Origin of the sequence: Bradyrhizobium sp. BRP19 (assembly GCF_020194195.1) — a bacterium.
Taxonomy (GTDB): Bacteria; Pseudomonadota; Alphaproteobacteria; order Rhizobiales; family Xanthobacteraceae; genus Bradyrhizobium; species Bradyrhizobium yuanmingense.
Window position 1 is genome coordinate 1 of record NZ_JADYVZ010000232.1, and the last position, 392, is coordinate 392.

The 392-nt window shown below is 67.6% G+C and carries 1 protein-coding gene; it reads left to right on the forward strand.

Annotated elements, in window-relative coordinates; genetic code table 11:
* Positions 1-392, forward strand: a 392-nt coding sequence (locus I6F36_RS39330) for a peptidoglycan-binding protein (RefSeq protein ID WP_225173332.1), incomplete at both ends; no start/stop codon positions are given.

Genomic DNA, 392 nt, shown 5'->3' on the forward strand with positions numbered 1-392 from the left:
AGGCCAAGCTCGCCGAGCTGCGCGGCCAGGGCGAGGGACCGGTGATCCAGATCGCGGAAGGGCCGGTGCTGGCTTACAAGGCGGGCAGCAAGAAACAGCCGGCGGTGGCGCCGGAAGATCCGCGCGTGCCGCAGCTCCGTGCCAAGCTCGGCGTCAGCGACAATCCGGACGACACGCGCTACGACGCCAAGGTCGCCGAAGCCGTGCGCAAATTCCAGCAGAGCGCCGAGCTGAAGCCCACCGGCGTGCTCGACGATCGCACCGTGAAGGCGATCAACAGCCCGAAGCGCGACAAGCAGATCGACACCGTCATCGTCAACATGGAGCGCTGGCGCTGGCTGCCGCGCCAGCTCGGCGCGGCCTCTCTCGGCAACGCCTATGTCATCCTAAAC